Genomic DNA, 17448 nt, shown 5'->3' on the forward strand with positions numbered 1-17448 from the left:
AGCGAAGCGTAGCCCGGGACCCCTGGTAAACGCGGATGCAGAAGTCCCGGGTTGCCCTGCGCTCCACCCGGGCTACGAGGCCCGATCATTGCGGAATTGTGTCGGGCGGCCCTGCCGAGCGGCCGCCCGAGCCGTTTTGTGACCCCGAAATGCCGGTCTTCTGATCTCGACAAGCGCGGCCAAGCTGTATAGACGGGCGCGGCGCGGAACGGCGCGCAACCAGAGCCGAGCTTGTCGTGCCATGACCAGTCCCGAGCGATACGAGAAGATCGCCTTCGTTGCCAGCAGCGGCACCGAGGCGCAGGCGGCGCTGGCGCAACTGACGGCGCTCTACGGCAATTGCGACGCGGCGGACGCCGACGTCGTGGTCGCACTCGGCGGCGACGGCTTGATGCTGCAGACGCTGCACGCCAACATGCGTTCGGGGAAACCGATCTACGGCATGCATCGGGGCACCGTCGGCTTCCTGATGAACGAGTACGCGACCCACAATCTGCGCGAACGGCTGGCGGCCTCGCGCGAATCTTTGATCAGCCCCCTGCTGATGCGCGCCACCGACATTCACGGCGCAGTGCATCTGCATCACGCCATCAACGAGGTCGCGCTGTTCCGCCAGACCTATCAGGCCGCGCGCCTGCGCATCCTGATCGACGAGCACGAGCGGATGCCTGAACTGATCGCCGACGGCATCCTGGTCGCCACCCCCGCCGGCTCGACCGCCTATAACCTCTCGGTGCAGGGCCCGATCATCCCGATCAACGCCGCCCTGCTCGCGCTGACCCCGATCAGCGCCTTCCGCCCGCGGCGCTGGCGCGGCGCGCTGTTGCCGAATTCGGCGTTCGTCGTGATCGAGGTGCTCGAAGGCACAAAGCGCCCCGTGGCGGCGGTCGCCGACCATGACGAAGTGCGCGACGTCAGCCGCGTCGAGGTCTTGACCGACAAGACCATCTCGATACGCATGCTGTTCGATCCCGGCCACAGCCTGGAAGAGCGCATCCTGCGCGAGCAGTTCGGGTACTGATCCTCCCCCTCCGCGCAACCTTTCCTTAACCGCCACAGCGATATGGTTAACGTCGGGTAATGCCGTTTGGGCCGGGCGGGACATGTATCGCATCGATTTCAACAAGCTGCGGTTTCTGATCTGCGATGACAATCCGCACATGCGCCGCATCCTGCGGACGCTGTTGCATTCGTTCGGCGCGCGCGAAGTCTACGAGGCGGAAGACGGCGCCACCGCGCTCGAAATGTACACCCACTACGTCCCGGACATCGTCATCACCGACTGGTCGATGCCGATTTTCGACGGGCTCGAACTCGCACAGATGATCCGGCAGCCGGAATCCAACGCCAATCCCTACGCGCCGATCATCATGCTGACCGCGCATTCGGAGAAGCGCCGCGTCACGGTGGCGCGCGATGCCGGCGTCACCGAATTCCTGGCCAAGCCGATCTCGGCCAAAGGACTTTACCAGCGCATCCTCAATGTCGTTGCCAACCCGCGCCCCTTCATCAAGACCAAGACCTATTTCGGCCCGGACCGCCGCCGCAACACCAGCAACACCTATATCGGGCCCGAGCGCCGCGTCGGCGGCGAGATGGAAGTGATGCAACAGCCGTCGCTGCTCGATAAGGCGCGTTCCGCGATCTAGGCGGCGAGGAGATCATCATGGCGAAAGAGAAACCGGGCGCGGTCGAGATCAAGACCTTCGCCACGCATCATGTGATCACGCAACCCAATCCGCTGCGTGGAGTCTTGCGCCGCATCCCCCCCGACATCGATCATGACGACCCCGTTGCGCGCGCCGAGCAGGCGCTTGCGGATCTCTCCGGCGAATTCAAGCAGTGGATGACAATCGAGGCCGACCGGCTGTCGGCCGCGCACGCCATTGTGCTGCGCCACGGCTTCTCGCACGAAACGCGCGAAGAGCTGTTCCGCGCCGCTCATGACATCAAGGGCGACGCCGCGACCTTCGGCTTTCCCTCCGCCGGCGCCGCCGCCGAAAGCCTGTGCCGCATCATCGAGCACGCCCCCGATCTCGACGAGGTGCCGGCGGAGCTGATCACCCACCACATCAACGCGATCCAGGCGATCGTGCGCGAGCGCACCAAGCTCGACACCGCCGTGATGGCAAGCGCGCTCAGCAGGCAGCTCCGCGGCATCGCCGATGAATTCCTGCTCAAGGTCAACCACGACCGCCCAGAACATCTCGAAGCCATCCTCGCGCCGAGCATCGCACCAGCGGAGTAATGGAGCCTGCGTAGGGTGGGCAAAGCGCAGCGTGCCCACCATCGTGAGCGGAATGGTGGGCACGCCGCTGCGCTCCTTTGCCCACCCTTCGCAGCTCGTCGCTATCCCCCGTCATTCCGGGATGCGCCAGGCGCAGGCCCGGAATCCATTGGGCCGCATGCGCAGGCGGCGAAATGGATTCCGGGTTCGATGCTGTCGCATCGCCACGGAATAACGACGTGTGTTGCGGCGGCGGTTTTTCCTACGCCGCGATCAAATCGTGCTCGAGCGGTGCGAGCGCTTCTTCCGCGACCAGCTCTTCGCAGAAGACGCGTGCTTCCTCGCGCGCGGATTCGGTGGCGAAGCGGCGGAGCAGGATCAACAGCGGTTCGGCGGCCTGCCGATCGGTCTCGCAATGGGTCAGCACGCGCTCGACCATCCGTCGGCGCAGCCTGACCGCGCCGTCGATGCTGTCGACATAGCCGGCTTCGTGGCTTGCCTCGAGCGCGGCACGGAAGGCGGCAAAGGTAGATTCCGGCAGGCCGGCGCGGATCAATAGCGCGTCGAGACTCGCGGCGCCGCGGTCATGCAACAGCGCGGCGATGCGCGCCTCCGGCAGGTCGGAGAGTTCGGCGAGGGCTGCGCGGAACAGCTCGATATTGCCCGAGAGCAGCGCACGCAGGATCAGACCGGCGGTCAGTTGGCAGGTCGCGCGCAGATGCGCGACGAGGCCGCGCATCTCCTCGCCGCGCGATCGCGCGGCGATGTGAACGGTCGAGCGCTCGCGCGCTTCGCTGGCGATACGATCAGCCCGATCGGCGGGGAGCCAGTTGCGGGCGACCACGAATTGCGCCAGCGTCTCCGACAGCTTTGCCACCAGCGCCATGCGGGTCGCGGCCGGCAGGCCTTCCAGCACCAGCATCGCCTCCCGGATCGCGGCAAGATGGCCGTGCCGTTCGACGATGCGGTCCCATGAGAACGGTGCGAGTTCCGCATTCGCGTTCTCGATCAATTCGAGCGCTGCGGCGGCACAGCCGACTTCGGCAATCGCCGCACCGACGGATGCAGGCAGATTGATCCGCCGCGCGATCGCGCATTGCATCTCGTTGTTGCCGGTCGCGACAATGTCGACGAGATCGGCATCGATCAGGAGTGGCGAATGTTCCAGCACCGGCAACGCGATTGCGGGCTGGTCGACCGCGAGCGCCTGCACGATGGCCGCCGGCGCCTCGGCGCTGCGCGCGAACACCTCGGCCATCGCCTGCCGCACCAGCGGCGAGGGATCGTCGAGCAGCATCAGCAGCGCGCCCTCGGCGGCGATGCGGTCGTCCTCTGATAGGTCTGAAATCAACCAGGCCCGCGCCAATGCCCGGGTGGCCTCGGCCCGCTCCCCTGCCGGAGCGGTCCTGATCCAATTGATGAACTGCCGAACGATCATGGTCCTTCCGGCTTACGCAACGAGACGACACGGTGATGCAGTGCCAACGTAACCAAAGATAAACCATGACGCTTAACAAAGCGTTCACCATAACTCTTTGGATTTATTGACGTTTCGTTAATGATGAGCGCCTGCCTCCAAGTACACCGACCTCATCCCGAGGAGCCTGCACGGCAGGCGTCTCGAAGGATGGGCCGCGGGCGAGATCGGGGCCTCATGGTTCGAGACGCGCGTGCCGCGCCCCTCACCATGAGGGGCAACCACCCGTGCGGAGCGTCAGCCCGAGAACGTGCCGTTGCGGTCGCTGAAGAGGTCGAGGCGGCCAGGCGGCCGCACTTCGGGAGTCTGGCCGGAGAACGAGGTGGTCGCGACCTGTGAGGGACGGCCCCATAGCTCCTGCACAGTCGGCGAGATCGGCTCGGCGCGGTCGCCGGCCTGGAACAGCGAGCGGAACATCGGATCGCCCGGAGCGGATGCCGCTTGCGAGCCGGCCACAGGCGACACCGCGCGGGAATCCGGGAAGCTTGAGAGGTAGGCGGCGTTGTCGATCGCCGGCGCGGGCGCAGCGCTCGCGATCTCGCCGCCGGCCGCGGCAAAAGCAGTGCGGGTCGCGCTGGAATTAGCAGCGCCGGCATAGCGCGCGTTCAGCACCGAATAGACTTCCGACACGCTGCGGGCGCGTCCCGAACCGTCATAGAAGATCGAACTGTTGGCGGCGGCCGCCTTCGGGAACATCTGCGCGGCACTGGCGTTCGGATTGCCCTCGGCACTCGAGATCAGTTTCGCTGCGCCGCCGACGCCCATGAAATGCGCCATGTAGAGCTCGGCATCGGTCGGGCGACGGCCGATGCTGCCGGTGAGCTTGAAGCTGTTGGACTGCGTCAGCACGCCGGCCATTGCCGACGCGGCATCCGGGTCGTCGCGCAATCGCATGATCGCGGCCCGCGCCTGCGGATCGCTGACCGAATAGCTGCCGTCAGAATTCTTCGTGATGGCATCGGCATATTTGCCGTAGCCGAGCTTATCCCCCGCCTCCTTCACCGTGCCGAGCCAGGTCTGGTCGATGAACTGAAACAGCCCGCGCGCGGATGAGGTCGACGCGGAAGCCCGCGGGTTGAAGTTGGATTCCATCTTGGCGGTCGTGAGCAGGTATTGAAAGCTGGTGCCGGTGGTGGACGCCGCCTGCTTGATCGAACCCGCGATCTTCGCGCGCGTCGGGTCGACACCTGCCGCCGTCCCGGCGTTGAATGTATCGATCGCCATCGATTGATGCCCCGCTCCTCGCGAAACGCTCGCGTGGGCTTCATGAACGCCGGTAATCGGCGCAGCTCCCTTCAATACCCTGCGGCAGTTATGGTTAATGGGAAGTTAAGGAGGTGGAGCCTTACGGCTGCGCCTCGTAATACCGCGCGACCTGATCGATCTCTTCCGCGGTCATCTGGCGGGCGATATTGCGCATCTGCTCGCTGATGTCGTTGCGGCGGGTGCCCGATGCGAAGGCCTGCAACTGCGACTTGATATAGACGGCGGACTGGCCGCCGAGCCAGGGGCTGCCGGCCTTGATGTCGATTTCGCCGTGGCAGGAGCCGCAGGGCGGGATGTTGCGCATCGGCGCGCCCGTCACCACGATCGCAGGCGGCGGCAGGTTCGGATTGACCTGACTGGAAGGCACACGCGGCAGATAGGCGTAATAGAGCGCGACATCGCGCATGTCCTGGTCGGTCATATTGGCCGCGAACGGGCTCATGACGACGTTGACCCGCGCCCCGGCCTTGAAGTCGTTCAACTCCTTGTACGTCACCGCGGCGTACTGCCCGGCGAGGTTCGGCGAGTTGGCGTCGCTGACGCCCTGCGGCCCATGGCAGATCGCGCAGCGCTGCGCGAGCGTCGCGCCACGGCCGATCGACACCTGATCCTGCCGTGTCAGCATTTCCGGAGTGACCACGACATTCGACGTCTTGAACGCAGGCGGGACCGCCGCGGCGGGCCTCGGCAGGTTCGGCACGCCGGCTGCGCTGCAGATCGCATCCCAGATGCCGGCAAGCTTCAGATTGGGCTGCAGCAGCGGCAGCCAGATCAATCCCACGACCGCGGACAGCACCGCGATGGCGGCGGTGACGCCGACGCTGATGCTGAACCAGGGATTGCGCGGCGAATAGAGCTCCTCCTCGCTCATCTGCTGGCTCCGACATAAACGGCAGGCACGCTGGTATTCTTCACGGCCATCAGTTGGCCGATCGGATAGCCGTAATTGACGACCGTCAGCCCGATCATGAGCGCCAGCCACAATCCAAAACTGTTGAGCGCAACCGGAATGCGCACAGGCATGTGCAAGGGGATCGCAAAGCGATAGGCGCCCGCCTCGCCCCTCGGCGCGAACTGGCCGCGGATCAGCACGATCAGGAACAGGATACCTGACGTCAGCAGGATCAATCCTCCGAACGCCGACATCGTCACCGAGAGGGCCTGCGGCGCGATCGCGGGATTGGCGTAGTCATAGAACGCCATGCGACGCGGCATGCCGAGGATGCCGACATAGTGCCACGGGAACGTTGTGACGATCATGCCGATGAACCACAGCCAGAGCTGGGTGCGCATCATCCCGTAACTATCCAGCGTGCGGCCGGTCAAATGCGGCCACAGGTCATAGGCGATCGCGAAATACATGATGACGATGGCGCCGCCGAAGATCAGATGGAAGTGGCCGGTGATCCATTGCGTGTTGTGGATGCTGGTGTTGAGCTGATAGCTCATGTTGATGAGCCCGCCGGCGCCGCCGAAGCCAAGCATCACGAGCGACAGGGCGGTCGCGAGCATGATCGGATTCTTCCACGGCAGCGCGCCGATCCAGCCGAAGGCGCCCCTGCCCCCGCGCAGCCGGCTCGCGATCTCCGCAGACGCGCAGATCGTGAACACCGTGAGCAGCGTGGGCAGCGCCACGAGGCCGGTGAACACCGATTGCATGAACTTGAAGCCGGCGCCGACCTGCGGATCGGCAAACAAATGATGCACGCCGATCGGCATCGCGACCACGACGAACAGGATGAAGGCGACCCGCCCCATCGCGTCGCTGTAGAGCCGGCCGCCGATCGCGCGCGGGAAGATCGTGTAATAGGCGATGTAAGTCGGGATCAGCCAGAAATAGACGATGGCGTGCAATGTCCAGGAGAAGAATACGCGCGCCAGTCCGGCGTCGATGGTGGTGCTGAGCCCAAGCGCGGTCGGAATGATCTGGAAAATCAGCTCGACCGCGGCGCCGACCGCGGTCCAGGCCCAGAGATAGGAGCCGGCGACATTGGCGAACATCGCGAGCGGCACCGGCTTGTCGCGATTGTCGCGCTTCCAGACCGCGAGATTGATCGACATCAGCGCGACCCAGATCCATGAGCCGACCACGACCAGGACCACGCCGATGTAATAGAAGGGATTGCCGATCATCGGCGGATAGAAGGTGTAGAGCACGGAGGCGAGTCCGAGCGAGACCGGGATCATCGCCATCACGCTGCCGATCGCGACCAGCGCGATGCCGGCCCAGGCCCAGCGCCGCCCGATCAGCGGCCGCTCCAGCGCCGCTTCGCTGATGGCGTAGCCAAAGCCCATCGCGATCAGGGTCGGGAACACATAGCCCATCACCGTGCCGTGCGCGGTGACCGAGCGATAATAGAATTCCGGATTGAAGTGCCAGGCGTTCAGCGGGCTGCGCACGAACATCTGCCAGGCGCCGAGCACCAGCGCCGCGCCGAAGACGATGAAAGCGAGCCAGAAATGCGCCAGGATCAGCCGCTTGTTAATCAACACAGGTGAGCCTCCGTTTGCTCGCCGCCATGTTGCGGAACGTAGTCTGGTCGACCACCTTGACCTTGCCCCACATGCCTTGATGGCCGATGCCGCAGAATTCCTGGCACGGCATCATGTGTTCGCCCGGCGTCTTGAAGCTGATCGGCAGATCCGAAACATAGCCCGGCACCAGCATGATGTTGATGTTGGTGCCCTCGATCAGGAAGCCGTGCACGACGTCGGCGCTGGTGGCGCGAACGGTGATCGGCGTTTCCGCCGGCACCACGAGGCATTGCGGGGTGAATGAATATTGCTGCCCGATCGCGCGCACCGTGACGGAGCCGTCGGCCTCCAGCGCGCTGCCGAGGTTGCTTTCGACGAATTCGCCGGAAAGATGCAAGGTCGTCGGATCGGCGGTCTCGACGCGGCCCTGCGGCATCGTCGTATGGTAGATGCCGAAGAAGGCGGCCAAGCCGACGAGCACGCCGATGATCACGATCGACAACGTTGCCCAGCGCCGCTCGATGCGTGCGGCAACCGCCTCGCCGAGGCCATGCGCGCCGTGACTATGATCGGTCTCACTGGTCACGATCAGGCGCTCCGCGGCAGGAAGACGAAGAGATAGAAGGCAAACCATAAAGCGACGACGATCGCGGTCGCGATGCCCGCCACCGCAATCGCGCCGCCGGGACCTGCGCGCACGATCGCGTCCACCGCCTCGTCATCGGAATGCTGCGCCCGCCCTTGCGAGGATGAATCCGTCATGGCGCACCCCTTCTCCAAATCATGCTCTACTTCAGCGTAGCCGTGCGCAATTCGTTGGCCTGCCGCGCCGATACCGGCGCACCGCGATTGCCCCAGGATGTCCTGATGTAAGTGACGACGGCGGCGACCTCATCGTCGGAGAGGCGCTGCGCGAAGGGCGGCATGCCATAGGGCATCGGGTTGCCCGCGGTGCCCGGCGGATAGCCGCCATTGAGCACCATGCGGATGGCATTCACCGCCGAGGCCATCTGGATCGACTGATTGCCGGCGAGCGGCGGATAATGCGGAGGCATGCCGAGGCCGGTCGCGCCGTGGCAGCTTGCGCAATCGCGGTCATAGATCTGCTTGCCGAGCGAGAGCAGAAGGCTGCTCTCTGCAGTTGGCAACGCCGGCGGCGGCTTGTCCGGCGAGGTGCCCTGCGCGAGGCCCTTCAGGTAGACCGCCATCGCGCGGATGTCCTCGTCGTTGAGATATTGCAGGCTGTTGTAGACGACTTCCGCCATCGGCCCGTAGACCGCGCCGCGCGCAGAGACGCCGGTGCGCAGATAGTCGACGATTTCCTGGATGCTCCACTCGCCCAGCCCCGCTTCCTTGTTCGAGGTGAGCGACGGCGCGTACCAGTACTGCATCGGAATCAGGCCGCCCTCGAACGCCTGCGATTCCGAGCTGCCGCCGAGCGCGTTGATCGCGGTGTGGCACATGCCGCAATGGCCGAGACCTTCGACCAGATAGGCGCCCCTGTTCCATTCCGCCGACTTGGTCGGATCGGGCTTGAACTCGCCTTCGTTGAAGAACAGCGTGCGCCAGCCGATGATCAGAGAGCGATTGTTGAAGGGAAAGGTCAATTCGTGCGGCTTGTTGACCTGCTTCACCGGCGGGACCGAACGCAAATAGGCGTAGATCGCATCGGAGTCCTCGCGCGTCACCTTGGTATAGGAGCCGAACGGCATCGCGGGATAGACGAGACCGCCGTCCGGGAAGCGGCCATCATGCATCATCCGGTAGAACTGGTCCGAGGTCCAGGTGCCGATGCCGGTCTGCGGATCGGGCGTGATGTTGGAGGTGTAGAGCGTGCCGAACGGCGTCTTCATCGGCAGCCCGCCGGCAAAGGTCTTGCCTTCGCGCGCGGTGTGGCAGGCGATGCAGTCGCCGGCGCGGGCGAGATATTCGCCCCGCTTGAGCAGCTCGGCGTTCGCCGGCGGGTTCTGCTGCGCACTTGCCGCCGTCATGCCGGCGAAGCACAGCGCCAGAAGGAGGATCAGCTTGGTTGAGAGGCGTTGCATCGGCGAGCTCCCTTCAACGCGGCTCGCTGCCGCATGCAAGCGGCATCGGCAGACTGCCTTGCGGCGCGAACGACGGGTCTGCCGGCGCCGGACGCGATGAGAGATAGGCGGCGACCGCCTTCACATCGTCTTCGGTCAGAAGGCTTGCGACGATCTGCATGCAATCGGGGGCGGCCGCGGTGCGCGTGCCGTAGCGCCAGCCGCCGAGCTGGGCGCTGATATAGCTTGCACGCAGACCGAGCAGACCGGGAATCGCGGGCTCCATGCCGCCGAAGCTCGGGCCGTGGCAGCTCGCGCAGGGCGGAATGCCGCGCTGGGTATCGCCGTTCTTCACGATCGACTCGCCGCGCGCGAGAATCGCATCGCTGACGGTCGGAATCGCAGGCTCCGGGAACGGCGGCCGCAATGAGGCGAAATAGTCGGCCATCTTCTTCAGGTAGTCGTCAGGCAAAAATTCCAGCAGATAGTTCATCGGCGGATATTTGCGCCGGCCGTCCCTGAACGCGACGAGCTGATTATAAAGATAGCCTGCGGGCTTACCGGCAAGACGCGGGAAATAGACGTCGCTCGTCCCCTCGCCTTGCGCGCCGTGGCAGGACGCGCAGGCCAGCACGCGGGCCGCCATGGTGTCGGGCGCCCGCTCCGGCGTCTGCGCCTGCGCGGCAAGGAATGGCAGCGCGAAAAAGACAAAACACAATCGGAGTAGAGAAAAACGACGCGCCACCGTTGTAACCCCATCTCGACGACGAGTGGGAATTTTTGCACATCATTTTGACGGTGGCAACGCAGCTCGCGCGCTGCATCGCGCCATGTGCGCAACGATGAGAATTATTGAGTCTATTTGCGATAGACTTTGTATGGATCGACCAAGCGTTCGGCGTCGATGAATGACAATCGTGTGTCGCCATCTTCACCCTTGACGGCGCGATAGAAGCACGAACGGCGGCCGGTGTGGCAGGCCGCACCGATCTGCTCGACGCGAATCCATACAGCGTCCTGGTCACAATCCATACGCATCTCGGTCACGCGCTGGGTGTGGCCCGAGCTTTCGCCCTTGCGCCACAGCGCATTGCGCGAGCGGCTGAAATACCAGGCCTCGCCGGTCGCGATGGTCCTGCGCAGCGCTTCGTCGTTCATATGCGCGACCATCAGCACGTCGCCATTGGCGGCGTCGGTCGCGACGCAGGTCACGAGGCCTGACGCATCGAACTTGGGCTGGAATGCCAGCCCTTCCTCGCGGTCGTGATCATGTGCTGACACGGGATAAGCCTCGCAATGTTGTGCGAGGCTACCGGGTCGGTCCTCGCACCAGGGACAGGAAACGCTGCTGCTCCGCCGGATTGTCGCGGAACATGCCGGTGAAGCGGCTGGTGAAGGTCGACGCGCCATGTTTGGCGACCCCGCGTACCGACATGCAGGTATGCTCCGCCTCGATCAGGACGGCAACGCCGCGGGGCTTGAGGACCTCGTCGATCGCAGCCGCGATCTGGGCGGTGAGATGCTCCTGCGTCTGCAGCCGGCGGGCAAAGATGTCGGTGAGCCGGGCGAGCTTGGACAGGCCCACCACCCGCTCGACCGGCGTATAGGCAATATGTGCCTTGCCGTAGAATGGCATCATGTGGTGCTCGCACTGCGAGGTGAACTCGATGTCGCGGACCAGCACGAAATCGTCATAGCCGGCGGTCTCGCCAAAGGTGCGGTCGAGCACCTCGGCCGGGCACTGGTGATAGCCCTGGTAAAGCTCGTCAAAAGCCTCGACGACGCGGCGTGGGGTGTCGAGCAGCCCCTCGCGATCCGGATCCTCGCCGATATAGCTCAGCAGCGTCAGAACCGCCTGCTCGGCTTCAGCACGCGACGGGCGCGGCTGGTCGGCACGGACGGCGGCGGCAAGGAATTCGGACGGATCGAGCTCGGCCGGCCGGGTTTCGATCTTTTTGGGCTCGTTGCTCTTGGCAGGGCGGATCGATTTGATTGCAGCGTCCATTCGACGTCTCTCCGTTCGACCGGTCCCTTCTCGGACCGGGTGTGTCACCGGGCAGACGGCGCGGCCTGGTGCCGCCGGACGCCTGGAGTCCCTTCATCCTAACACCGGCAGCCTAGCATTGGCTTCTGAACTGGCCCGCGCCGATGGCATGGCCGGACTGTATTTCGGCCGATACGGTTCATATATAGGACCATAGAACCCAGCCGCCAAGGGTGCCTTACCCCTCTGCCCACGAGCTCTATTCGCATGCTGAATGACATCTACAACAAGCGGATCATCGAACTGGCCGGGAATATTCCGCGTCTCGGACGCCTTCCCGACCCCGATGCCAGCGCCACCGCGCATTCGAAACTCTGCGGCTCGACCGTGAAGGTCGACCTCAAGATGGACGGCCCCGTCGTCACCGACTTCGCCCATGACGTCAAAGCCTGCGCACTGGGGCAGGCCTCCTCCTCGATCATGGCAAGGCATGTCGTGGGCTCGACCGCCGATGAACTGCGCGAATTGCGCGAGACCGTGCGCAAGATGCTCAAGGAAAACGGCAAGCCCCCGGAAGACGGCAAATGGGCCGAGATCGCCCTGCTCGAGCCGGTGCGCGACTACAAGGCCCGCCACGCCTCCACCATGCTGACATTTGATGCCGTGGTTGATGCCATCGGTCAGATCGAGGCGAAGGCCAAGCAGCCGGCGTAGGCCCTAGCCGCGACTCGCGGTTTGAGACAGCTGGGCCTCATGGTTACAGCCGGGCCTCATGGTTCGAGACGGCGCTGGCGCGCCTCCTCACCATGAGGGTCTCAGGGCTGACTTGCGGCTAAAGCAGTGTCCCCGCGAACAACGTTATCTCCCCTCATCCTGAGAAGCGCGGAACGCGCGTCTCGAAGGATGAAGGCCCGCCTGTCCCCCTCCCGTCATTGCGAGCGAAGCGAAGCAATCCACGTCTCCACAAGTGGCCGTATGGATTGCTTCGCTTCGCTCGCAATGACAAGGAAAATGACCGACGTCACTTCACCGGCTGGGCCGGGGGCGGCGTGGCGGAGCCGCCGGTGGGAGCCAGGGCTTCCGCGGTCTTGGTTGATATCGACTTCGCGGGCTGCGCCGTCGTCTCGCCCTCAGCCGCGCTGGTGGCGAAACGGTCCTGGTTCGGCTTGGTTTTCGCATCCGCGACCGGCACGGTGGCCGCATTATCCTGCGGCGGCAGCACGTCGGCGACCTCTTCGGTGGTGACGAGATTGGTCAGCCGCAACTCGTCGCGCGACAGCTCGTGCAATTCTTCCCAGGGCGGAACGCTCAGCGCCAGCGACAACAGGTCGCCTGCGCCGCCCATGTCGAAAGTGTACTTCGCCAGCCGGCCGATATCGCGCTCCACGATCATCATGTCCTGCGCGGTGTAGTTCGCGGCACGCGCGTCATCGGCGCGGTCGCCCATCCAGATCTGATGAACGCGGACATGCGCGCTTTCGGGCACGTAACGGGCCGTACCTGATAACAGCAGGAACACGCACATCGACTCGCAATAGGCTTCCGGCCTGACGCCGGCGCGCTGGCCCTTTGAGGTCTGGTTGATGACCGTCGTGCCGACGGTGGTCAATGCGCCCAGGCCACGGAAGCGGCGGCCGAGCGTGATGGCGTCGTTGACCGAGCCGCCGCTGGAATCGAGCACGATGGTGGCGCCGCCGAGCTGGCGGCCGCGGGCGAACTCATCGAAGTCGCGCGGGCTGTCGGCGGTGATGATGCCGACGGCGGATACCCAACCCCTGCAGTTGGGCTCGCAAGCCACCCAACTGAATCGCATCGGCGTCTTGCGTTCTTCCAGACTGGCGCCAGCGCGGGCCGAATTGCCCAGCGTCGTGACCGAGCCAGGCAGTGTGATGCAAAAGGCGGCGGCGCCGAGAAGTGCCAGACCGCGAAGACGAAGCGACGTCACGAGCCTCAATTTGGTTCCTTCCCCCTGGCCCTATGGGTGAGCAGTGGCAGCGGCCCCATCGCAACGTGACCTGATGGTGTCATCGAAGCGTTATCAAAACGGTAACCGTACTGACCTGTCTCGTCCATAGGACCTTTGCTGCAGCGCCGCCCGTGCGGTGCAATAGTTGCGAACTGTGGCGTAAATATCTGCAAGAACTAAGTTCCTTGCTTGGGAACCCGCGCAAGACGACATAAGTTTGCGGTATGACGCCCATGGAACATCGAACATCACATCAATTTCGATGCACAGACTGTGCCAGCGCCGCCCAGCGGCTGCCGCGCAATCTCGGCCGCGCGCTGATCTGGATCTACCGGCATACGCTGTCGCCACTGGTTGGCTACAACTGTCGGCATCTGCCGACCTGCTCAGTCTATGGCGATGAGGCGATCGAGCGCTTCGGCTTGTGGGCAGGTGGTTGGATGACGCTGGCGCGCCTATTGCGCTGCCATCCCTTCGGCACATCGGGCATCGACAACGTGCCGGAGCGGGCGCCGCCCGGCGCGCGATGGTATCTGCCCTGGCGCTACGGCCGCTGGCGCGGCGTCAACTCGCCGTAGACCAGAGAGATCGCCCTCTCCGCCGGTGCTTTCAAGTTATGCATGCATCGCTGGCGTGCGGGAACTGTGGCGGCAGTGCGGCATTGACTTCTTGCGTCCGCAGGGAGGACACCAACAATGCGCTGGAAAATCAGCCGCCACGGTCATGACCCCCGCCAGATAGATTTACTGGCGATCATCGCACTACTCATTTTGATCGTTTCCGCTTACCTCTATTTCACCCACAAGCCGAACATGGCTAACAACAGCGCCTTCATCGTGCCGAGCCAGAGCGTGCACTGGTGATGCAATGCGACATGGGTGAATTAGAGCGGCTCACGCAGCCTCGAGCGCCTTGGCAGCTTCGCCTTCGTACACGGGTGTTGCTATTCCGGCCTGCCGGGCTTTGATCTGCAGGGCGAGGATGCGCGAGTAAAACCGCCCCATCCCAACTCCGGCACTGTGAAACCACAGTCCTTTCTGTCGCGTGGGCTTCCACATGTTTCGCAGCTCACCCTCCCAAGGGCTGGGATCGCGGCGGGTGCCTGAACCAAAGCCCCACAGCGGGCCGACCTTCCTTGCAGTCTCCGGCGTCAGGATGGATTCGAACGAGCTGCGCTCGTAGCCGGTTGCGTAGAAGATCATGTCCGCGGGAATTTCGCTCCCGTCGCTAAGAACAACGCTTTCTTGGCGAAGCGCCGCCATGCCAACGCCACTCCTCAGCTTTATGCTGCCGTTCGCGACCAGCTCTGACGCACCGACATCGATGTAGTAGCCACCGGGATCGCGCAGGACCTGCGGAAACACGCCGCTCTCGTCCTCACCGAAGCTCAATCGAAAGCCGACGCTCTCCAATCGCCGGTAGAACGCCGCGTCCTTCTCCCTTACGTGCTTCACCAGCTTCTGGTGCATGCCCACCAGGACGCGCAAGGGCGTCGCGGCGAACAACAGGTCCGCAAGGTCGATCGTTATGCCCTGCGCCTTCGGCTCACTGCCGTAGAGCCTGGCAAATCCTTCGAGCAACGTCTCCAGCCTCATCACGATGGTCGGACTGCGCTGAATCATCGTGACGTCGGCGCCATCAGCGAAAAGACCCGCAGCAATATCGTGCGCTGTGGTGCCTGATCCCACCACGACGCACCGGCAGTTCCTGTGATGAGGGTTGCTGCGATACGAGCTTGCATGTTGTTGCGGTCCCTTGAACCGCTCCCTTCCGGGCACCTCCGGGATCTTCGGAGTCCCGAATAATCCGGTGGCGAGCACAAGCTGCTCCGGGTTGAGCTCGATCGCGCTGTCGCGGCGTTTGACCCGTAGGCGCCATTTCCCGCGCGCATTATCGTAGTCGGCCCCTACGCACTCTGCCCCGGTCATCACGTGGACCTGCATCACCGACTGATAAGCATCCAGCCAATCGGCGAAGCGTTCCTTCGAAGGATGCAGCGGCCAGCCGTCGGGGTAGGAGAACCCCGGCATCTGATCAAAGTATGAAGGAGAGTGCAGCGACAACGAATCGTGGCGATTTCGCCAGGTATCGGACGGTCGCTCGCGGCGATCGATAATCAGCGTAGGTACGCCCAGCTTTCGGAGCTGCACGCCCAATCCAAGCCCGCAGTGCCCGGCTCCAACAATCACGCAGTACGGCTGCTTCGCCGAAGCGGCGGTATCGCCGAATCCGGTTTCCTGAAGCGCGTCTCGGCCATGGCTGACATGGTCGAAGCTCGGCGCTTCCTCGAAGCCTTTCAGCTCCGTCATCGACGTGAGCAAGGTCCAGACCTTGCCCTCTCTCATGCGAACGACTGCTTTGCAGCGAGCGACCGTCGTCTCGAACTCGACGATTGCTTCGACGATGCTATCTTCGACACGCACGGGTCTCGTTTGCCGCCACGCCGTCGGTGCCGTACGCGCGAGGCACGCATCCAACATCTGTCGGATTTCGTCATGACCTTCAGCGGTGCGCAGGTTCCAGGTGAACGCGAGCTGGTCGCGCCAGAATGCGTCCGGATGGAACAGAATCAGCAGCGCATCGATGTCCGCAGCCGCTGCAGCGGCGTTAAAGAGGCCCAGCCATTTGTTGAATCGTTCGTCGACGTCGGCAGCGATCATATCGATCCCTCGGAACTTGGGTGACAGATCACGAACCTGACGAGGCGCGGCTACAGATCGATTGCAGGACTCGCGGTGTGAGTTACGATCGCAATATTCACTGGATGTTGAAGCACGACTGGAGTCCGGAGCGTCAAAACGAAGGAGAACTCTAGCGCCCAAACCAGAAGAAACCGCCGGGCTGCGAACTGAAGAATGGCGCCGGCTGCCGGGGCGCCCTGGCACGCGGCGGCGCCGGTTTGGGGGCTGGCGCATCCTGAGCCACCGCATCGGCGGTGCCGAAGCCATCACCCGGCAATTGCACGGCAAGCAGCAGGTTGGTTTCGTGCGTGCGCCAGCGATAGCCGATGCCGAAATCGATCGGCTGCGCGCGGTGGAACAGCTCGGCGTAGGATTCCTGGTAGCGGCCCGGGAATTCGGCGATCGGGCCGGCATAGCGGCCGAACGGGAAGAAGCGCCAGCGGCTGTGGTTGAAGTACACGAGCGGAATCCCGGAATCGTCCTGGATGATGGTGGCACTGTTCTTGAGGATGAAATCGCGCACAACAGTGAAATTGCCGGCGTGCATGAGATAGGAGGCGCTCTTGATCAGGCTGTTGCCGGGCGCAAGCGTCTCGCAGAATTTCAAAAAGCCGCTCGCCTTGACGCCTGAATTGGAGAGATCGGTCGAGAAGTAATAGAGCGTGCGCTCAACGCCATCATTGCCGGCGAAGGTGATGCGCGCGCCGCGCACCGCGCCCTTCCCTGCCCCTTCCGTGCCAACGATGCCGTTCTCGTCGAGCACAACCGGCGCGACGCTCCGGATGGTCTTGCCCGAGCGCGCCAGGAACACATAGAGGATCGGCAAGGTGCCGCTGATCTCGCCCGCATGCAGGTCGACCTTCATCTTCTTGGTGATGAAGAAGGAGAAGCTCAGAACCGAAGATAGCGAGCGCTCGACACTGTAGAGCGCGGCACCGACGTCGCCACGCGACAGTCTTGTCAGGTCCGGCACCGAGCCGGTCGGCTCAAGCGCGCTGAGCACATAGGTCGTCGCGCCGGAATAGAAGGCGTCGGCGTAGATGAAGTCGGGCCCGGAGAACATGTAGAACATGGTCGGCCGCGGGGCGGCGAGATTGGTCTCCGCCCAGGCGCGGATCTTCGACAGCTGGCGCTGCTCGAGCTGCGCAAAGGCCTGGTCGAAGAATCGGGCATGCTGTTGCCAGGCAGGATCCCTGGTCAGCGGAACCAGCGGAGAGTCCGCTGACGGCATCATCCCGGCAAGGAAGCGCGCAGTATCGTCTGCGGTCGCCGTGTCGGCGGCACGCGCCGGCAGCGCCGCGAGCAGAATCGCGAAAGCGAGCGCGACAGCTTTCAATGGCAAGAACAT

Annotated in this window: 19 protein-coding genes; 6 read left to right on the plus strand and 13 right to left on the minus strand. The window is 63.9% G+C overall.

The features are described 5' to 3' along the window. Positions 1–241 precede the first annotated feature (241 nt). From ACZIRK_RS18890 to ACZIRK_RS18900, 3 genes are all read left to right on the plus strand, one after another. A complete protein-coding gene (locus ACZIRK_RS18890; RefSeq protein WP_028163273.1) occupies positions 242–1021 on the plus strand; it encodes an NAD kinase in 780 nt (259 codons plus the stop codon). Positions 1022–1103: 82 nt separating this feature from the next. After that, positions 1104–1649, plus strand: a complete 546-nt coding sequence (locus ACZIRK_RS18895; protein ID WP_130228218.1) for a response regulator — start codon at positions 1104–1106, stop codon at positions 1647–1649. Positions 1650–1666: 17 nt separating this feature from the next. Continuing rightward, on the plus strand, positions 1667–2248 hold the full coding sequence (locus ACZIRK_RS18900; RefSeq protein WP_463327912.1) for an Hpt domain-containing protein: 582 nt from the start codon (positions 1667–1669) through the stop codon (positions 2246–2248). Positions 2249–2489: 241 nt separating this feature from the next. On the opposite strand, the gene ACZIRK_RS18905 is transcribed toward ACZIRK_RS18900, so the two are convergent. The 10 genes from ACZIRK_RS18905 to folE form a co-directional block, all read right to left on the minus strand. Next, the gene (locus ACZIRK_RS18905; RefSeq protein WP_456644655.1) at positions 2490–3665 is read right to left on the minus strand and encodes a DUF2336 domain-containing protein; all 1176 of its coding nucleotides are present in this window, start codon (positions 3663–3665) and stop codon (positions 2490–2492) included. Between the two features lie 276 nt (positions 3666–3941). Beyond that, positions 3942–4928 carry a transglycosylase SLT domain-containing protein gene (locus tag ACZIRK_RS18910; protein WP_208827237.1) on the minus strand — a complete coding sequence of 329 codons (987 nt, stop codon included), beginning with the start codon at positions 4926–4928 and terminating at the stop codon, positions 3942–3944. A gap of 121 nt (positions 4929–5049) precedes the next feature. Continuing rightward, the gene (locus ACZIRK_RS18915; RefSeq protein ID WP_463327913.1) at positions 5050–5841 is read right to left on the minus strand and encodes a c-type cytochrome; all 792 of its coding nucleotides are present in this window, start codon (positions 5839–5841) and stop codon (positions 5050–5052) included. Further along, positions 5838–7463 carry a b(o/a)3-type cytochrome-c oxidase subunit 1 gene (locus ACZIRK_RS18920; protein WP_463327914.1) on the minus strand — a complete coding sequence of 542 codons (1626 nt, stop codon included), beginning with the start codon at positions 7461–7463 and terminating at the stop codon, positions 5838–5840. The genes ACZIRK_RS18915 and ACZIRK_RS18920 overlap by 4 nt, the downstream gene beginning before the upstream one ends. After that, the gene (locus tag ACZIRK_RS18925; protein ID WP_463327915.1) at positions 7453–8031 is read right to left on the minus strand and encodes a cupredoxin domain-containing protein; all 579 of its coding nucleotides are present in this window, start codon (positions 8029–8031) and stop codon (positions 7453–7455) included. The genes ACZIRK_RS18920 and ACZIRK_RS18925 overlap by 11 nt, the downstream gene beginning before the upstream one ends. Positions 8032–8033: 2 nt before the next feature. Further along, entirely contained in the window at positions 8034–8207 is a 174-nt protein-coding gene (locus ACZIRK_RS18930) for a hypothetical protein (RefSeq protein WP_028163266.1), read from the minus strand. A 26-nt stretch (positions 8208–8233) separates the two neighbouring features. Beyond that, positions 8234–9490: a cytochrome c gene (locus ACZIRK_RS18935; protein ID WP_165435403.1), complete on the minus strand. Its 1257-nt coding sequence runs from the start codon at positions 9488–9490 to the stop codon at positions 8234–8236. Between the two features lie 13 nt (positions 9491–9503). Beyond that, positions 9504–10115, minus strand: coding sequence for a c-type cytochrome (locus ACZIRK_RS18940; RefSeq protein WP_463327946.1), 612 nt, complete (start codon positions 10113–10115; stop codon positions 9504–9506). Between the two features lie 212 nt (positions 10116–10327). Beyond that, positions 10328–10750 (minus strand): phosphoribosyl-AMP cyclohydrolase, encoded by a 423-nt coding sequence (hisI, locus tag ACZIRK_RS18945; protein WP_463327916.1) that lies wholly within the window; start codon positions 10748–10750, stop codon positions 10328–10330. A gap of 28 nt (positions 10751–10778) precedes the next feature. Beyond that, the gene (gene folE, locus ACZIRK_RS18950) at positions 10779–11474 is read right to left on the minus strand and encodes a GTP cyclohydrolase I FolE (RefSeq protein ID WP_130228210.1); all 696 of its coding nucleotides are present in this window, start codon (positions 11472–11474) and stop codon (positions 10779–10781) included. A 246-nt stretch (positions 11475–11720) separates the two neighbouring features. On the opposite strand from folE, the gene ACZIRK_RS18955 reads away from it, so the two are divergent. Beyond that, positions 11721–12167 (plus strand): iron-sulfur cluster assembly scaffold protein, encoded by a 447-nt coding sequence (locus ACZIRK_RS18955; protein ID WP_130228209.1) that lies wholly within the window; start codon positions 11721–11723, stop codon positions 12165–12167. Between the two features lie 307 nt (positions 12168–12474). On the opposite strand, the gene ACZIRK_RS18960 is transcribed toward ACZIRK_RS18955, so the two are convergent. Continuing rightward, positions 12475–13407, minus strand: a complete 933-nt coding sequence (locus ACZIRK_RS18960; RefSeq protein WP_463327917.1) for a COG3904 family protein — start codon at positions 13405–13407, stop codon at positions 12475–12477. A 245-nt stretch (positions 13408–13652) separates the two neighbouring features. On the opposite strand from ACZIRK_RS18960, the gene yidD reads away from it, so the two are divergent. After that, positions 13653–13997, plus strand: coding sequence for a membrane protein insertion efficiency factor YidD (gene yidD, locus ACZIRK_RS18965; protein ID WP_130228207.1), 345 nt, complete (start codon positions 13653–13655; stop codon positions 13995–13997). A 117-nt stretch (positions 13998–14114) separates the two neighbouring features. Beyond that, positions 14115–14282 carry a hypothetical protein gene (locus ACZIRK_RS18970; RefSeq protein WP_165435402.1) on the plus strand — a complete coding sequence of 56 codons (168 nt, stop codon included), beginning with the start codon at positions 14115–14117 and terminating at the stop codon, positions 14280–14282. 30 nt (positions 14283–14312) lie between these two features. On the opposite strand, the gene ACZIRK_RS18975 is transcribed toward ACZIRK_RS18970, so the two are convergent. Next, positions 14313–16079: a flavin-containing monooxygenase gene (locus ACZIRK_RS18975; protein WP_463327918.1), complete on the minus strand. Its 1767-nt coding sequence runs from the start codon at positions 16077–16079 to the stop codon at positions 14313–14315. 151 nt (positions 16080–16230) lie between these two features. Beyond that, on the minus strand, positions 16231–17448 hold the full coding sequence (locus ACZIRK_RS18980; RefSeq protein ID WP_463327919.1) for a hypothetical protein: 1218 nt from the start codon (positions 17446–17448) through the stop codon (positions 16231–16233).

Source organism: Bradyrhizobium sp. Leo114 (assembly GCF_055229415.2).